Origin of the sequence: Nocardia sp. NPDC057272 (assembly GCF_042668615.1) — a bacterium.
GTDB lineage: Bacteria > Actinomycetota > Actinomycetes > Mycobacteriales > Mycobacteriaceae > Nocardia.
In genome coordinates this window covers 68170-82158 of sequence record NZ_JBHUYK010000030.1, presented here as the reverse complement: position 1 = coordinate 82158, position 13989 = coordinate 68170, and the positions used below count along the sequence as shown (strand labels likewise).

Here is a 13989-nt window from a genome sequence, read left to right as displayed (position 1 = left end):
GGGAGCAAGCAACGGTGCCTGATCGACGGGACCGCCAGGGGCGCGAACTCGAGCGCGCCAGCGCTCCAAAAGTTACTGTGCGGGGATGGAGATAGCAGGCAAGGTCGCGATCGTCACCGGCGCGGGTGCGGGTATCGGTGCCGCACTCGCCTATCGCCTCGTCGCCGGCGACGCGCGGGTCGTCGTCGCCGATCTCGATGCGAACAGCGCGGCGAAGGTAGCGGCCGACCTCGGCGACAACGCGATCGCGGTCGGTGGCGATGTGGCCGACGAGCAGGTCGTGGCGGAATTGATCGCCACCGCCGAACGCGAATTCGGTCCGGTCGACCTGTATTTCGCGAACGCGGGCATCGGCGGCGGTCCCGGTCTGGACAGTACAGAGGCCCAGTGGGCGAGCACCATCGAGGTGAATGTGATGGCCCACGTGCGGGCCGCGAAACTACTCGTTCCCGGTTGGCTCGAGCGTGGCAGCGGCTATTTCGTCTCCACCGCCTCCGCCGCGGGGCTGCTCACCCAAATCGGTTCCGCCCCTTACTCGGTGACCAAGCACGCCGCGGTGGGCTTCGCGGAATGGCTCTCGGTTACTTACGGCGACAGGGGAATTCGCGTGAGCTGCCTGTGTCCGATGGGTGTGGACACCCAGCTGCTCACCGGCGCGCTCATCCCCGACGACCCGGAGGCGGGCGCGCTGGCGATCAAGGCCGTGAAGACGGCGGGCGCGGTGCTCTCCCCCGAGGAGGTCGCCGACACCGTCGTCGAGGCGATGGCCGCCGAACACTTCCTGATCCTGCCGCACCCCGAGGTACTGCAGATGTACCGCAACAAGGGTTCGGACTACGACCGGTGGATTTCCGGTATGCGTCGGTTCCAGACCATGCTGCGCGCGTGAACAGCGGACGGTGCGCCCGAAAAAATTCGGCGAGGTAGCGGCGAGATCGCTCGATTCCTGCCACGATGGTCCCTAGCTGCCGGTCACGATCCGCTGATCGGCGGAGGTCTACGCGGAGATCCGGCGATGGCGCACCTGATGTACTTCAAGAAGATTCGCGACGAGCTCACCGAGGTCGAGTACCTCTGGGGGCCGAGCCGAGAACAACTCGACTCGTCCCTGGTGATCGACAAAACGACCTTCGCCGCCCTACCCGGACCACCCGACTCGCCCGCCGGCCAGATCATCCTGCGCGCCCGGCGCGGCAGCGAGTGGCCCGAGGTAGGCGTCATAGCGTCCTGAAACGCTGTACCGCGACGGGCTTCAGAGCGGACATCGCCCCGAGGTAGGCGTCATAGCGTCCTGAGCGTTAGTCGGTGACGAGCTCCGCGGCCGCGGTCCGCACCACCTCGGGGATCGCCACCGGTTTGCGGGTGTCGGCGTCGACATAGACGTGGACGAATTCGCCGGTGGCGGCGAGCTCGGGACCGTCCTCGCCCGCACGGAAGATCGCCAGGTCGTAGGTGATGCTCGAGGTGCCGAGGCGGGCGATCCGCAGGCCCACCTGGAGCTGGTCGGGAAAGCTGACCGAACCGTGGAATCGGCACGAAGTCTGCGCGACGACGCCGAGCGCGGGCAGCTCGGTGATGTCGGTACCGGTGGCGCGCATCAGCCAGGCGTTCACGGCGGTGTCGAAGTAGGAGTAGTAGGTCACGTTGTTCACGTGGCCGTACTGGTCGTTGTCGGCCCACCGGGTCGGCATCGGCCACAGGACGGGATAGCTCATCGGGCCATCATGCCGCGCTCCCCTGCCGGTGGTCGCGCGGGCTCACCCCGAAGTGCCGTTTGAAGGCGGTGCTGAGGGCGAAGGCGCTGCCGTATCCGACCTGGTGAGCGATGGATTCCACGGTCGCGTCGGATTCGGCGAGCAGATCGGCGGCGAGCGAGAGCCGCCATTCGGTCAGGAAGCTCATCGGCGGTTCCCCGACCAGCTCGCTGAACCGGCGGGCCAGCGCGGCACGGGACATGCCGACCGCTTCGGCCAGCGCGACCACCGTCCACGGATGGGCCGGATTGTGCTGGAGCAGGCGCAGGGCCTTGCCGACCAGCGGATCGCTGTAGGCGTGGTACCAGGCGGGGGCGTCGTCGCGGGCGAACCAGGCACGCAGGGCGGCGATGAGCAGCAGGTCGAGCAGGCGGTCGAGAACGGCGGTTTGCGCGGGCAGGTCCTTGGTCACCTCGTCGACGAGCAGATCGAGCAGGCGGGTATCGAGCTCGCCGCGCGGCAGCACCGCGACCCGCGGCAGCGCACGCAGCAATCGTCTGCTCACCGCGCCCGTGGATTCGTAGGTTCCGGTGACCATCAGCGTCTCACCGTCGATATCGGTGCCCCACTGGCGGACACCGAGACTCAGTGTCTCGCACAGGATCTCGCCCTCGGGCGTGGTGGTGACCTGCCCCGGCTGGATGACGACCTGGGGTTCGGTCGCCGGATCGTCGGCCACCGTATACGGCTGCGGCCCACGAAAGACCGCGACATCACCCGCGCCGAGTTGCCGCGGCGGCATGGAATCGGTACTGACCCAAGCCTTTCCGCGGATCATCGCGAGCACCGTGAGCGGGGCTTCGTCCTGCACGCGCAGCGACCACGGTGGGTTCAGCAGCGAACACATGAGGAACGCACCGCGGGCGCGTGGACCTTCGAGCAGACCGGCTAACGCATCCACCACTCCACAGTAGACGACAACCCGTAGACGACGACGCATGTTCGTGAGCGGCACGACGATGTCGCCGCGGGCCGCGCGACGGTGTACTTATCTCATGACAAACACCGCTTCTCACCAGCAGCTTTCCCTCATCACCGGCGCTACCGGCAAGACCGGCAGCCGGGTGGCGGCCCTCCTCGAAGCCGCGGGCCGGCCGGTCCGCCACGGCTCGCGCACCGCGGCGATCCCCTTCGATTGGACCGACCGGCAGACCTGGGCGCCCGCGCTCGCCGGTGTCGACTCCGTCTATCTCGCCTTCCAGCCCGACCTCGCCGTGCCCGGGGCCCCGGACATCATCCGCGCGTTCACCGCCGCCGCCCGAGCCGCGGGCGCGCGCTCGGTGGTGCTGCTGTCCGGTCGCGGCGAACCCGAAGCGCTCGAATGCGAAGAGATCGTGCGGAATTCGGGTCTGAGCTGGACCATCGTGCGCTGCGCCTTCTTCGCGCACAACTTCAGCGAAGGCGCCTTCGTCGACGACGTGCTCGCCGGTGCGGTGGCGCTGCCCAACGGTGATGTGCCGGAACCGTTCGTACACGTCGACGACATCGCCGAGGTGGCGGCGGCCGCGCTCACCGACTCGCGCCACGCGGGTCAGCTCTACGAGCTCACCGGCCCGCGCGCCCTGACCTTCGCCGACGCGGTCGGCGAGATCGCCGCGGCCACCGGTCGCGAGATCGCCTTCGTTCCCGTCTCGAGGCCGGAATTCGTTGCGGCCCTGAGTGAATACCAGGTTCCCGATGACGTGATCAGCCTGCTCGACTACCTGTTCGGCACCATCCTCGACGGCCGCAACACCCCCACCGCCGACGGTGTCCGCCGAGCCCTCGGCCGCGAGGCGCGCGACTTCACCGACTACGCCAAGGAGACCGCCGCCACCGGAGCCTGGACACCCCAGCCGTAGCAGTCGACCACCAGGGCCCGGTGATCTCGAAATACCGGGATCTCGTGGCCGGTACCGTCGAAGTGGTGAGTGCAGCGACGATCGACCGCGGGTTTCTGCCGGCCAGGGCCGCGGTATTCGCGGCTTTCACGCTGAACGGGTTCCTGCTCGCGATGTGGGTGGTCCACATTCCGGCGATCACCGACCGGACCGGGGTGTCACCCTCGACGCTCAGCGTGCTCGTGCTGCTGATGTCGGGCTCCGCGCTCGTCGGCATGCGGCTGGCAGGCCCCGCCGCCGACCGGTTCGGCAGCCGCACGCTGGTCGCCCTGGCCGCATCGGCCATCTCCGTGACAGTGATCGGCCCGGGCCTGGCGACCGGTCCGATCACCTTGGCGATTGCCCTGGCCTGCTTCGGGTTCGGCATGGGCGCGCTCGACGTGTCGATGAACACCCAGGCGGTCCACGTCGAACGTGCGTACCGCCGACCGATCATGTCGGCGTTCCATGCGATGTTCTCGGCGGGCGCGTTCGCCGGTTCGCTGGTGGGGGCGGCCGCCCAGCACGCGGGGTGGGCATCCCAGCTGACGCTGCTCTGCGCCGGAATCGGCGGATTGTGCGTCACCGCACTGCTGGTGCCGCACTTGCTCGGCCACAGCGAGGCCGAATCACCCTCGCATGCAGAGCATTACGACAGTGCCGACAGCCGAGCCGTTGACGGTGCGAGCCAGGGTGCGACATCCGTCGTTCCCGCCGACACGACTCGCCTCCGCATCGATCAGCGGAGCGAGCGGCGCCGGCGGTCACGCAAAGTGTTCTCGCTCGGGTGTATCGCGTTCGTCCTTCTCCTCGCCGAGGGCGTCGCGGCCGACTGGAGCGCGCTGCAGGTACGCGAACACCTCGACGCGTCCGAGGCGAGTGCCGCCCTCGCCTTCGGCGCCTTCTCCGCCACCATGACCCTCGGCCGATTCATCGCCGACCGGATCAGCGCGGCCGTCGGCCCCGTCGCGATGGTTCGCTACGGAAGCCTGCTCGCCGCAGCGGGATTCGCGGTGGTCATCGGATCGCCGTGGTTGCCACTCACCCTTCTCGGCTGGGCGATGTGCGGCCTCGGCCTGGCGGGCGGCGTCCCCCAGATCTTCTCCACCGCGGGCAATCTCGGCGGCACGACAGCGGCCACGGATATGTCGCGCGTCTTCACCATCGGCTACCTCGGCCTGCTCGCGGGCCCCGCGATGATCGGCTGGCTCACCGCCGTGATCCCGCTCACCGCGGCACTGGCCGTTCCGCTGGTACTCACCCTGGCCTGCGCGGCCACGGCGAAGGTCGTCAGTCGGTGAAGGTGATCCGGACCGAGACCGGCGTGCTCTGCAACGCGCGGAAGCTCGCCGCGGTCAGCCCGGCGAACACCGGATTGGGTGCGAAGGCGCGAGCCCGCGCGACGACATCGTCGTCCGGGCGCAGCTCAGCGGTCCCGGTTCGCCACCGCTTCCCCTGGCGGACGCGTACTTTCGGTTCCGCGCCGATATTGGCGGCCCACCCCGACCTGGTCCCGTGCTGGCTGATCACCCACGCGCCGCTGTCGTCGAACGCCACCGAGACCGGCACCACCCTGGCCTGCCCGGACTTGCGTCCGATCGTCTCGAGCTCGGTCGCGAACGAGGTGCGGATGCCGATCCGGCTCAGCGCGCGGACCGCCGGGTTGGCGACATAGCGACCCACCGCCCGCTCGACCTCGAACTTGCGCCGCTTCGGGTCCTTGTTGTTCATTGTCGATCCCCTTCTGCTACGGAACGCGTCGACGCCGTGATGTTTCAGCATGGCCGCTACCGTGAGCCACGGTGTGCGGTCGGGGTCGGGCTCGTCGCCCGCCCCGAGCAGATGCAGCTGATCGGTGTGCCACTGCAGGTCGAGGGCACCTTCGAGGCTCTTGACGTTGGACAGTGTGGATACGCGCGCGGGCAGGCGCAGCGAGATCTGCGGCGAATGCAGCCGGGCTGTGCGCGCGTGCAGGATGTCGCCCGCGGCGTCGGGTGACACCGCACTGGGCCTGCCGAGGCCCACGACATCGCATTCTCCCGACTCGACCGCGTCGACCATGGCCACGCGGGAACGGAATCCGCCGGTGACGGCCAGCGGCACCGACCCGGCGGCCGCCCGGACCGACTCGGCGTACTCGAGGAAGTACGCCTCGCGCGCGACGGTGCTCGCCGAACGCGCCGCAGGCCTGCCCATCATCGCGGGCGATTCGTAACTGCCGCCGCTGATCTCGATCAGATCCAGCTGCTCGGCGGCGAGGCGGCGCACCACCTCGCGCGACTCGTCCTCGGTGAAGCCGCCGCGCTGGAAGTCCGCGGAGTTGAGCTTGATCGCGACGGCGAACGACGTCGATACCTCGGCCCTGATCGCGCGCACCACCTCCAGCACGAATCGCGCGCGCCGTTGCGGGTCACCACCCCAGCGGTCGTCGCGCTGATTGGCCAGCGGCGAGAGGAACTGTGAGACGAGGTAGCCGTGCGCGCCGTGGATCTGCACGCCGTCAAAGCCCGCGCGCTCGGCGATCCGCGCGGTGGTGGCGAATCGGTGCACGATGTCGACGATCTCGGCGTCGGTGAGCGCGCGCGGCGCCGGGATACCGGGCAGACCCAGCCCGATCGCCGAGGGCGCTACCGGCTGCGACCGGGTCGCGAGCGGATTAGCTTGCCTCCCGGGGTGATTGATCTGCATCCAGAGCCGGGTGCCACCGTCCTTGGCGGTTCGTGCCCAGCGGCGCAGGTCGTCGAGGTGGCGTTCGTCGGCGATCACGACATTGCCCGGCTCACCGAGATGGTCGTGGTCGACCATCACGTTGCCGGTGACCACCAGACCGAAACCGCCAGTGCCCCACCGGCTGTAGAGCCGCTCGAGCCGTTCGTCCGGCGCGCCGGCGGCGGTACCGAGCCCCTCGCTGAGCGCGGCTTTCATCAGCCGGTTGGGCAGTACCTGGCCGCACGGCAGGGCGAGCGGATCGCTCAGGGCTGTCATCGTCGGCTCCTCCGCGGATCACGTCGAGTACACCGATCGGTGTACTTACCCGACGGTAGTACACCGATCGGTATACTTCAATCGGACCGATCGAAAGGATGTCGATGGCAGCACGCGACGGACTCGTCCAGAGCACGATCGATCTCGTGCGCCGCAACGGCGTGGCCGGGACCGGTGTCGCGAACCTGCTCGACCACAGCGGGCTCTCCCGCCGGACGATCTACCTGAACTTCCCCGGCGGCAAGTCCGAGTTGATCACCGAGGCCACCCGGGTCGCGGGCCGGGCGATGACCACGCTGATCGAGACCTTCAGCAAGAACACCAAGCCGGAGGAGACCATCGCGTCGTTCGCCGACGCGTGGAAACAGGTCGTCGAGTCCAGCGACTTCCTCGCCGGCTGCCCGATCGTGGCCGCGGCACTCGGACGCTCGGAGTCACCCGCCGCGGCCGACGCGGCAGGCGAGGCGTTCGACGACTGGGAGCGGACACTGGAGACCCGGCTGCGCGCGGAGAACATCGACCCCGACACCGCCAGTTCCTTGGCGACGACCGTCATCGCCACGATCGAGGGCGCGGTGGTGATGTCGCTGGCCAAGCACAGCACCGAGCCGCTCGACCGCGTCGGCCGTCACCTCACCGAGCTGGTCAGGGCGCACATCCGCCCGGTCGGCACGCCCTGACCAGCACGCCCGCAGCGCTAGAGGTACATGCCGACGTCGGTGGAGTGGTCGATGGTGGATCGGATCTGGATCCCGCCGTCGCGGTGGGCGACCAGTTCGGCGAGGGTCGCACCGTCCGGGAAGCTCGACTCGACGGGAGCGCCGTTGTGGCGGGCCAGCCACTCGTCGGCTTCCGTCGCCGAGAGGCGGCCGACCTCGAGCTGGGCCAGGCAACGGCCCGGCCGCACCACGGCGGGGTGCAGCCGGGAGAGGTCTTCGTTGGTGGTGATCGCGATCAACACGTTGCGGCCCTGGCCCAGCATGCCGTCGGTGAGATTGAGCAGACGCGAAAGCTTCTGCCCCGCCGCTTCTTTCGCCTCGCCGCGGATCAGTTCGTCGCAGTCCTCCAGCACCAGCAGCCGCCAGCGGCCGTCCTCGTCGTCGCCGTCGGCGCCCGCCGCGACTTCCATCAGGTAGCCGGGATTGCTGAACAGTTCTTCCGGATCGACGACACAGTCGACCTGACACCACGGCGCCCACGACCGCGCGAGCGCACGCAGCGCGGTGGTCTTGCCGGTACCGGGCTCACCGTGCAGCAGCACCAGCCGTCCCTTGATATCGGCGACGCCGAGCCCCATCAATCGCTCCATGCTCGCCGACACCGAGCCGGTGTAGTTGCCACGGATCTCCGCCCACGCGGGCGCCGCGATCTGGCGTCGTCTGCGCGCGGGGCGCCGGACGTCCATGTGCCAGAATCCCATCTCGACCGTGGCTTCACTGTCACGTGACAGTGAAGCCCCATCGGTGGCCTGTGCCAGCACGTCGACGGCGAGTTCGTCGCTCACCGCGGTGACCTCGATCGTGGCCGAACCGCTCGCCCACCGCACTGCCCGCAATGCCCAGCCGTCACCGGCCGCGAGCAAGGCACTGCTGTCGTCGTCGGCGACCGAGCGCACGATCCGCGAGTCGGTGGGCCGCAGCGCCGCGTCGGGGCGCACCCGGTCGAGGTGGGCCTGGCGGGCGAACGGCTGGTCGCCGCGCAGGAACGGGGCGAGGGCGAGCGCGTCGATCGCGTCGCGGGTCGAATAGGTCGAGTCGATGGTCGCCGACCACGGAAACGGCTCGCCCTGATCCTGCGGCTGACGCGGCGAATCGACGAGCCTGAGCTGTTCATTACGTGTGGACACCGAGCCCATGATCGTGGTCATCGGTCCGGAATGTCCAATGACTTACGGGGCGCACCGCCGGAAAACTCGCTGGCACCGAAGGCGAATCCGTCGGTACGGTCGTAGGGTGACGTCCACCCAGCGCGACCAGTCCCCGCCGGAATCCACCACGACGGCCGGGATCAAGGAGTGGATCGGACTGGCCGTCCTCGCCCTGCCGACACTGCTCATCTCGATGGACCTGAGCGTGCTCTACCTGGCGATCCCGCGCATCAGCGAAGCACTCGAACCCAGCAGCTCCCAATTGCTGTGGATCCTCGACATCTACGGCTTCCTGGTCGCCGGCTTCCTCATCACCATGGGCACCCTCGGCGACCGCATCGGCCGGCGCAAACTCCTGATGATCGGCGCATTGGCCTTCGGCGTCGCCTCCGTGATCGCCGCGTATTCGACCAGCGCCAACATGCTGATCGGCACCCGCGCGCTGCTCGGCATCGCGGGGGCGACGCTGATGCCGTCCACGCTGGCGCTGATCCGCAACATGTTTCACGACGACCGCCAGCGCACCGCCGCGATCAGTGTGTGGATGACCAGTTTCATGGTCGGCATGGTGATCGGACCGCTCGTCGGTGGCGCGATGCTCGAGAACTTCTGGTGGGGTTCGGTATTCCTGGTGGCGGTGCCCGCGATGGTGCTGCTGCTGGCGACCGGCCCGTTCCTGCTGCCCGAGTACAAGGACCCGAATCCGGGCAAGCTCGACATTCTCAGCGCGGTCCTGTCACTGCTGTCGGTGATGGGCGTCATCTACGGCATCAAGGAGCTGGCCAAGGACGGCTGGTCGATCGAGGCCATCGGCGTGCTGGTCGGCGGTCTGGTACTCGGCACGGTGTTCGTCCTGCGCCAGAAGCGCCTGACCAACCCGCTGATCGACCTGCACCTGTTCGGCAATGTCCGGTTCAGCGGCTCGCTGGTCGCGTTGATGGTGGCCATGCTGGCGATGGGTGGGCTGTTCCTGCTGCTCTCGCAGTATCTGCAACTGGTGCTGGGCCTTTCGGCATTCGAGGCCGGATTGTGGACCGTACCGCAAGCGGCCGCGATGGTGGTGGCGGCCGGTGTGGTGAGCGTGCTCGCGCCCAAGATCCGGCCCGCCTACCTGATGACCGGCGGCCTGATCATCGCCATGGCCGGGTACGCGCTGTTCACTCAGCTCTCCGGCGCCGACGACCTGGCGTTGATCGTCACCGGCATGGTGGTGTTCTCCCTCGGTCTGAGCCCGATGTTCGTCCTCGGCCTCGACCTGATCGTCGGCGCGGTCGACCCGGCACGCGCCGGTGCCGCCTCGGCCATCTCCGAGACCGGTCAGGAATTGTCGGCGGCGCTGGGCGTGGCGGTGATCGGCAGCATCGGCACCGCCGTCTACCGCGGGCAGATGTCGGAGCAGCTGCCCGCCGGACTCCCACCGGAGGTCGCGCAGGTGGCCGAGGACACCCTCGCGGGCGCCCTGCACGTCGCGACGACACTGCCCGAAACGCTGGGCGCCGAGTTGCCCACCGTGGCGCGCGAGGCCTACACCCAAGCGCTGCAGGTGAACTCGGTGGTCGGCATCGGGCTCACCGCCATCGCCGCCGGGCTGGTCATGGGGCTGCTGCGGCAGATCCCCGCGCCGAACGAGAAGACGTCCGAGACCAACTGACCGAAGTGGTTCGGACACAACGAATCCCGCCCGATGCTGACCGGGCGGGATTTGTCTCTCGCTGAGTTGTCCCCTCCGCGAGGTTCGTATTCGGCCGATTCGGCCGAGGTCCTGATCGCCTACTTGGCAGCCGGGGCGGGGTTGTTCGGCATCGGCGAGTTGATGGTGGTGAAGTACTGCACCGCGGCCATGATCGCGACGGGGGCGGTGATGAAGATCTGGCCCGCGAGGGTGCCGAGCGCGCCGATGGCCATGATGCCGGCGACGCAGCCCACGGCTGCGGCCGGGATGAACGGGCCGAACATGCCGACGATGGTGGCCGAGGCGATGGTGGCGCCCGCGATGCCGCCGAGCACACAACCGACCGCGCCGCCGCCGAGGCCGCCGACCAGGGTGGCGATGCTGGCGCCCAGGGAGATGGTGCCGGTCATGCGGCTCCAGGCGGCCTGCTCACGGTCGTACTCGCTCTTCCACGGCGCCTTGTCCTCGAAGGGCAGCGCGACCGGCTTGTAGGTGGCGTGCGCCAGGTCGAACTGCGGGGTCAGCGTGGCGGTGCGGCCGGAGATGTCGGCGGCGATCGGGAACACGAATTCGTCTACGCGGAAGGCCAATTCGGTACCCGCGACGGTGGTGCCGTTGGCGGCCTTGATCTTGAAGACGCCGTCCTCGACCACCATCGAGCCCGCGTCGGTGCCGATGATCGTCGAGGTCTCGGTGGTGGTGGAGGTGAAGTTGATCGGCTCATCCGCGGCAGGTGCTGCGTGGCTGGTTCCGGCAGCGATGCCGAGGGCAACGCTGACGGTGGAGGCCAGCAGGGCGAACTTGGTGATTTTCACGGGGGTGAACCTTTCGTGTTCCTCGTGGTGAGATGCGCGGCGCACAAGCTGCGGTCCGGGCGAGATGTGACCATAGCGAGGTAAGCCTCACCTATCAAGACCTTGCTTAGGCTAACCTCCAAGACGACCCAGTTTCGCCGCGAGAGAGAACACCTGATGAGAAATCCGCGTTGGTGCGGGTGGCTTCTTGCCGCATTCGCGCTGGTCGCAGTATGTGCTCTCAGCCTGCTGGTCGGCACGAAAGCCATTGCGATCGGCGATGTCTGGCAGGCACTGTTCGGCGTGAGCACTACTCCCGATCACGTGACCGTCACCGAGTACCGCGTGCCACGCACGCTGCTCGGGCTGCTGGTCGGGCTCGCGCTCGGCGTCGCGGGCTGCTTGATGCAGGGCCTGACCCGCAACCCGCTGGCGGACCCCGGCCTGCTCGGCGTCAACGCGGGAGCGGCCTTCGCGATCACGATCGCCGTCGCGATGTTCGGCGTGAGCGAGATCACCTCGTACGTCTGGTTCGGATTCCTCGGCGCCGCCCTGGTGTCGGTGGTCGTCTACCGCGTGGGCACCGCCGGCCGATCCGGTACCGACCCCGTGCGGCTGACGCTGGCCGGCGTCGCCGCCACCGCGGTTCTCGGCGGCCTGACCAGGGGCTTGATCCTGATGCACCCCAAGGCTTTCGACGAAATGCGTCAGTGGGATTCCGGCGGACTCACCGGACGCGGATTCGAGATCCTCTACGGCGCAACCCCGTTCATCGCGGCGGGTCTGATCATCGCGGCGCTGTGCGCGCGCTCGCTCAACGCGGTCGCGCTCGGCGACGATCTGGCGCACTCGCTGGGTGTGCACGTGGGCCGCACGCGCCTGTTCACCGCGCTGGCGGTGGTGCTGCTGTGCGGCACCGCCACCGCCGCGGTGGGCCCGATCGCGTTCGTCGGTCTCGCGGTTCCGCATGTGGCCCGCTGGCTGATCGGACCCGACCAGCGCTGGATCTTCGCCTATTCGCTGGTGCTCGCACCGATCCTGGTGCTGTCGGCCGACATCGTGGGCCGCCTCGTCATTCGTCCCGATGAAGTCCCCGCAGGCTTGGTCACCGCGTTCCTCGGGGCGCCGGTACTGATCTGGCTGGCCCGTCGCGCAAGAGTAGGTGCCGCCGCATGAGTTCGACGATCGATTTCGGCCGCGCGATGCTGGTGGTCCGGCCGCGCGGAACACGTTTCTCCGCCCGGATCGGCGTGCGCACCCTGGTGGTCTGCGCTGTCCTGCTCACGATCTCGGTGGTGACGGCGGTGCTGGCCCTCGGCAGCGGTGACTACCTGATCCCGCCACTGCGGGTGCTGCGCGCGCTGGTGATCGGCGACGAGCGGTTCGACCGGCTGGTGGTGTGGGACTGGCGGCTGCCGCGCATCCTGCTCGCCCTGATCCTCGGCGCCGCGCTGGGCGTGAGCGGCGCCATTCTGCAATCGGTGACCAGGAATCCGCTGGGCAGCCCGGACATCGTCGGGTTCAACACCGGCGCCTACACCGGCGCGCTGATCGCCATCCTGACCCTGGGCGGTGGGCACCTGCAGACCGCGACCGGTGCGGTGATCGGCGGGCTCGGCGCTGCCCTGGTCATCCACCTACTCGCGTTCCGGCACAACGTGGCCGGGTTCCGGCTGATCATCGTCGGCATCGGCGTCAGCGCCATGCTCGCCTCGATCAACACCTGGCTGATCCTGCGCGCCGACCTGGACGCGGCGATGTCGGCGGCGGCCTGGGGTGCGGGCACGCTCAACGGACTCTCGTGGCCGCAGGTCGGTCCTGCGGTGGTGATCCTCGCGCTGCTGGCGATCGCGCTGATCCCGGCGGCACCCCGCTTGCAGATCCTCGAACTCGGTGACGACACCGCCCGGGCGTTCGGTCTGAATGTCAGCCGGGCGATGCTGTGGCTGATCGTGCTCAGCGTCGCGTTCACCGCGGTGGCGACGGCGGTCGCGGGCCCGATCGCGTTCGTCGCCCTCGCCGCACCGCATCTGGCGCGCAAGCTGGCCCGCACACCGTCGATCGCGCTCGCGCCCTCGGCGGCGATGGGAGCGATGTTGCTGATCACCTGCGACTGGATCGCCCAGCACGCGTTCGCCCCGACCACCGTGCCGGTCGGCCTCGTCACCGTCTCGGTCGGTGGCCTGTACCTGGCATATCTGCTGGTCGCCGAGGCGCGACGGAACTAGGAAAGCGAAAAGATGAACGACACTTCACGGCTGCGCGCCGACCGGGTCCGCCTCGGCTACAAGGGCACCACGATCAGCGACCAGCTGTCGGTGGATATCCCGGACGGCAAGTTCACGGTGATCATCGGCCCGAACGCGTGCGGCAAGTCCACGCTGCTGCGCGCGCTGGCCCGGCTGCTCACCCCCGAGTCCGGAACCGTGCTGCTCGACGGCAAACCGATCAGTTCCTACCCGGCGAAGCAGGTGGCCAGGCAGATCGGTCTGCTGCCCCAGACCTCCACCGCGCCGGACGGCATCCGGGTCGCCGATCTCGTTGCCCGCGGCCGCTATCCGCATCAGACGCTGCTGCGGCAGTGGTCCAAGGCCGACGAGGAAGCCGTCACCTCGGCGATGGCGGCGACCGGTGTCACCGAGTTGTCGGCGCGGATGGTCGATGAGCTCTCGGGCGGTCAGCGCCAGCGGGTGTGGATCGCGATGGTGCTCGCCCAGGACACCCCGCTGATCCTGCTCGACGAGCCGACGACCTATCTCGACATCGCCTATCAGATCCAGTTGCTCGATCTGTGCCGGTCACTGAACCGCGAATCCGGGCGGACCGTCGTGGCCGTGTTGCACGACCTCAACCACGCCTTCCGCTACGCCGATCACCTCGTCGCCATGCGCGACGGGCGGGTGGTCGCGACGGGTGCGCCCGCCGACATCGTGACCGCCGAGCTCGTCGACGAGGTCTTCTCGTTGCGGTGCCGAATCGTCGACGACCCGGAAACCGGTACGCCACTGGTGATTCCGCTGGCGAAGGATGCCGCCAAGGTGCGCTAGACCTGCGGCGA

At 68.7% G+C, this 13989-nt stretch carries 14 protein-coding genes; 9 read left to right on the top strand and 5 right to left on the bottom strand.

Going from position 1 to position 13989, the window contains the following annotated elements; translation table 11 throughout:
* Window positions 1-85: 85 nt before the first annotated feature.
* Window positions 86-889, top strand: coding sequence for an SDR family oxidoreductase (locus ACFULV_RS29605; RefSeq protein WP_378662361.1), 804 nt, complete (start codon window positions 86-88; stop codon window positions 887-889).
* Window positions 890-1015: 126 nt separating this feature from the next.
* Window positions 1016-1231 carry a hypothetical protein gene (locus ACFULV_RS29600; protein WP_358179757.1) on the top strand — a complete coding sequence of 72 codons (216 nt, stop codon included), beginning with the start codon at window positions 1016-1018 and terminating at the stop codon, window positions 1229-1231.
* Window positions 1232-1298: 67 nt separating this feature from the next.
* On the opposite strand, the gene ACFULV_RS29595 is transcribed toward ACFULV_RS29600, so the two are convergent.
* The gene (locus ACFULV_RS29595) at window positions 1299-1715 is read right to left on the bottom strand and encodes an acyl-CoA thioesterase (protein WP_378662358.1); all 417 of its coding nucleotides are present in this window, start codon (window positions 1713-1715) and stop codon (window positions 1299-1301) included.
* A gap of 7 nt (window positions 1716-1722) precedes the next feature.
* Window positions 1723-2655, bottom strand: a complete 933-nt coding sequence (locus ACFULV_RS29590) for an AraC family transcriptional regulator (protein ID WP_378662355.1) — start codon at window positions 2653-2655, stop codon at window positions 1723-1725.
* 94 nt (window positions 2656-2749) lie between these two features.
* On the opposite strand from ACFULV_RS29590, the gene ACFULV_RS29585 reads away from it, so the two are divergent.
* Both ACFULV_RS29585 and ACFULV_RS29580 read left to right on the top strand, forming a co-directional pair.
* Complete coding sequence (locus ACFULV_RS29585) at window positions 2750-3595, top strand: NAD(P)H-binding protein (RefSeq protein WP_378662352.1); 846 nt, start codon at window positions 2750-2752, stop codon at window positions 3593-3595.
* Window positions 3596-3660: 65 nt separating this feature from the next.
* Window positions 3661-4914, top strand: a complete 1254-nt coding sequence (locus ACFULV_RS29580) for an MFS transporter (protein ID WP_378662350.1) — start codon at window positions 3661-3663, stop codon at window positions 4912-4914.
* Here the strand turns inward: ACFULV_RS29580 and ACFULV_RS29575 are convergent.
* Window positions 4904-6598, bottom strand: coding sequence for a nitroreductase family deazaflavin-dependent oxidoreductase (locus ACFULV_RS29575; protein ID WP_378635669.1), 1695 nt, complete (start codon window positions 6596-6598; stop codon window positions 4904-4906). The genes ACFULV_RS29580 and ACFULV_RS29575 overlap by 11 nt on opposite strands.
* A gap of 104 nt (window positions 6599-6702) precedes the next feature.
* Here ACFULV_RS29575 and ACFULV_RS29570 point away from each other — a divergent pair, with 104 nt between their 5' ends.
* On the top strand, window positions 6703-7278 hold the full coding sequence (locus tag ACFULV_RS29570; RefSeq protein WP_378635667.1) for a TetR/AcrR family transcriptional regulator: 576 nt from the start codon (window positions 6703-6705) through the stop codon (window positions 7276-7278).
* Between the two features lie 17 nt (window positions 7279-7295).
* Here the strand turns inward: ACFULV_RS29570 and ACFULV_RS29565 are convergent, their stop codons facing one another.
* Entirely contained in the window at window positions 7296-8453 is a 1158-nt protein-coding gene (locus ACFULV_RS29565) for a DUF5925 domain-containing protein (protein WP_378662373.1), read from the bottom strand.
* Window positions 8454-8550: 97 nt separating this feature from the next.
* Here ACFULV_RS29565 and ACFULV_RS29560 point away from each other — a divergent pair, with 97 nt between their 5' ends.
* A complete protein-coding gene (locus tag ACFULV_RS29560; RefSeq protein WP_378662347.1) occupies window positions 8551-10116 on the top strand; it encodes an MFS transporter in 1566 nt (521 codons plus the stop codon).
* 119 nt (window positions 10117-10235) lie between these two features.
* On the opposite strand, the gene ACFULV_RS29555 is transcribed toward ACFULV_RS29560, so the two are convergent.
* Window positions 10236-10952 carry a hypothetical protein gene (locus tag ACFULV_RS29555; RefSeq protein ID WP_378635661.1) on the bottom strand — a complete coding sequence of 239 codons (717 nt, stop codon included), beginning with the start codon at window positions 10950-10952 and terminating at the stop codon, window positions 10236-10238.
* A gap of 156 nt (window positions 10953-11108) precedes the next feature.
* Here ACFULV_RS29555 and ACFULV_RS29550 point away from each other — a divergent pair, with 156 nt between their 5' ends.
* The 3 genes from ACFULV_RS29550 to ACFULV_RS29540 are packed head-to-tail and all read left to right on the top strand — an operon-like array spanning window position 11109 to window position 13978.
* Window positions 11109-12107, top strand: a complete 999-nt coding sequence (locus ACFULV_RS29550; protein ID WP_378662344.1) for an iron chelate uptake ABC transporter family permease subunit — start codon at window positions 11109-11111, stop codon at window positions 12105-12107.
* Window positions 12104-13159 (top strand): FecCD family ABC transporter permease, encoded by a 1056-nt coding sequence (locus ACFULV_RS29545; protein WP_378635657.1) that lies wholly within the window; start codon window positions 12104-12106, stop codon window positions 13157-13159. Before ACFULV_RS29550 ends, ACFULV_RS29545 begins: the two co-directional genes overlap by 4 nt.
* A 12-nt stretch (window positions 13160-13171) precedes the next feature.
* A complete protein-coding gene (locus ACFULV_RS29540) occupies window positions 13172-13978 on the top strand; it encodes an ABC transporter ATP-binding protein (protein WP_378662341.1) in 807 nt (268 codons plus the stop codon).
* Window positions 13979-13989 lie beyond the last annotated feature (11 nt).

Coding starts and splice junctions, on each gene's coding strand:
- ACFULV_RS29605 (WP_378662361.1), top strand. CDS start 86: ATGGAGATAGCAGGCAAGGTCGCGATCGTCACCGGCGCGGGTGCGGGT.
- ACFULV_RS29600 (WP_358179757.1), top strand. CDS start 1,016: ATGGCGCACCTGATGTACTTCAAGAAGATTCGCGACGAGCTCACCGAG.
- ACFULV_RS29595 (WP_378662358.1), bottom strand. CDS start 1,715: ATGAGCTATCCCGTCCTGTGGCCGATGCCGACCCGGTGGGCCGACAAC.
- ACFULV_RS29585 (WP_378662352.1), top strand. CDS start 2,750: ATGACAAACACCGCTTCTCACCAGCAGCTTTCCCTCATCACCGGCGCT.
- ACFULV_RS29575 (WP_378635669.1), bottom strand. CDS start 6,598: ATGACAGCCCTGAGCGATCCGCTCGCCCTGCCGTGCGGCCAGGTACTG.
- ACFULV_RS29570 (WP_378635667.1), top strand. CDS start 6,703: ATGGCAGCACGCGACGGACTCGTCCAGAGCACGATCGATCTCGTGCGC.
- ACFULV_RS29565 (WP_378662373.1), bottom strand. CDS start 8,453: ATGGGCTCGGTGTCCACACGTAATGAACAGCTCAGGCTCGTCGATTCG.
- ACFULV_RS29550 (WP_378662344.1), top strand. CDS start 11,109: ATGAGAAATCCGCGTTGGTGCGGGTGGCTTCTTGCCGCATTCGCGCTG.
- ACFULV_RS29545 (WP_378635657.1), top strand. CDS start 12,104: ATGAGTTCGACGATCGATTTCGGCCGCGCGATGCTGGTGGTCCGGCCG.
- ACFULV_RS29540 (WP_378662341.1), top strand. CDS start 13,172: ATGAACGACACTTCACGGCTGCGCGCCGACCGGGTCCGCCTCGGCTAC.